Source organism: Bartonella vinsonii subsp. berkhoffii ATCC 51672 (assembly GCF_902825225.1).
Classification (GTDB): Bacteria; Pseudomonadota; Alphaproteobacteria; order Rhizobiales; family Rhizobiaceae; genus Bartonella; species Bartonella berkhoffii.
In genome coordinates this window covers 1-442 of record NZ_CADEAK010000171.1, presented here as the reverse complement: position 1 = coordinate 442, position 442 = coordinate 1, and the positions used below count along the sequence as shown (strand labels likewise).

The following is a 442-nucleotide window of genomic DNA, read 5'->3' as shown; positions in this document are numbered from 1 at the left end:
CCATATTTGTTTGAAATATGCTGCGGGTATTGGCATGGATGTAGATCTACAAGCTTGTATGCAGGCACGCGCGCTTTTAGGAAAATAACCTCCGTCAGCAACAAATTATTCTGCTATGCCATGGAAAGAAGCACCGGCTTTTTACCCACAGTTAAAGGATGATACCCTTTCAAATTTAGCACTGAAGTTACTGATTTTGACTGGAGCAAGGTCATATCCATTGCGATATTTGCGTCTTGAACAAATTGCCAAAAATATATGGCTGATATCAACAGCTTTGGTTGGATAGGCACAGTGATAGAAGGGATTGCCGCTGGCCTTGCTTCCGTTGTTGGCGCTGTTTTTAACACGATAGGGGATCTCATTGCCGCTGTCGCGGCTGCAATCATCGCAGCTTGTTTTTAACTGTGGAACTAATGGGAATGTTTATCTTCCTTCATAA

1 protein-coding gene and 1 pseudogene are annotated in these 442 nt (G+C 43.0%); both read left to right on the top strand.

Going from position 1 to position 442, the window contains the following annotated elements; translation table 11 throughout:
- Nucleotides 1-268, top strand: a pseudogene (locus J7R10_RS10110) (integrase); the annotation flags it as partial.
- On the top strand, nt 259-405 hold the full coding sequence (locus tag J7R10_RS08785) for a hypothetical protein (protein ID WP_208436483.1): 147 nt from the start codon (nt 259-261) through the stop codon (nt 403-405). The pseudogene J7R10_RS10110 and the gene J7R10_RS08785, both read left to right, overlap by 10 nt.
- The last annotated feature ends 37 nt before the right edge of the window (nt 406-442 follow it).